The organism is Streptomyces niphimycinicus, from assembly GCF_018883605.1.
Classification (GTDB): domain Bacteria; phylum Actinomycetota; class Actinomycetes; order Streptomycetales; family Streptomycetaceae; genus Streptomyces; species Streptomyces niphimycinicus.
Genome location: NZ_JAHLEM010001299.1, coordinates 1 through 756, shown reverse-complemented (window position 1 = coordinate 756; position 756 = coordinate 1). Strand labels below are relative to the sequence as shown.

General features: G+C 74.7%; 1 protein-coding gene. It reads right to left on the bottom strand.

The window, feature by feature from the left end:
* A partial coding sequence (locus tag KN815_RS49455; RefSeq protein WP_216348247.1) for a S1 family peptidase occupies nucleotides 1-756 on the bottom strand: 756 nt, incomplete at both ends.

The window sequence follows — 756 nt, the reverse complement described above, 5'->3', positions numbered from 1 at the left end:
GCCGCATCGCCGGCGCCGGCCGCCGCGTCGCCGCCACCGGCGCCGCCGTCACCTGCGCCGATGACCGCACCGGTGGCCTCCAGCGCGCCGGTCACCGGCTGGAAGAACGTCTCACCGCCCTGGGTGCAGTCGCCGCTGCCGCCGGACGTCAGCCCGACCGCCGCGTCCTCGGCGAACATCGCGCCACCGCTGTCGCCGGGCTCGGCGCACACATCGGTCTGGATGAGGCCGTTGACGATGTCGCCGTTGCCGTAGTTCACCGTGGCGTTGAGGCCGGTGACCGTGCCGTCGGTGACCCCGGTCGTGGAGCCGGAGCGCTGCACCTTCAGGCCCACGCTCGCCTCGACGGCGCGCCCGATCTCCTGGGTGCTGCCGTTCTGGAGGTCGACCGTGCTGGACGCCTCGGTGGTGGCGTCGTCGTACATCACCAGCGCGAAGTCGCTCTCGGGGAACTTGGAGTCCTGCACCGTGCCCACCTGCTGGGCACCGGCCTCGTCCGAGGTCCAGGTCTGGGACGCGTTGCCACAGTGCCCGGCGGTCAGGAAGCCCGGCGCGCCGTCGACGCTGACGTTGAAGCCCAGCGAACAGCGGGCGCCACCGCCGAAGATGGCATCGCCGCCATCGAGCCCTCCGGCCGCGGCGTCACCACCACCGCCCGCGTCACCCGCACCACCGGCGTCACCGGCACCACCCGCGCCCTGCTCCCCGCCGTCGGCGCCTCCGGCACCGGCGTCCCCGGCACCGCCCGCGCCCGCG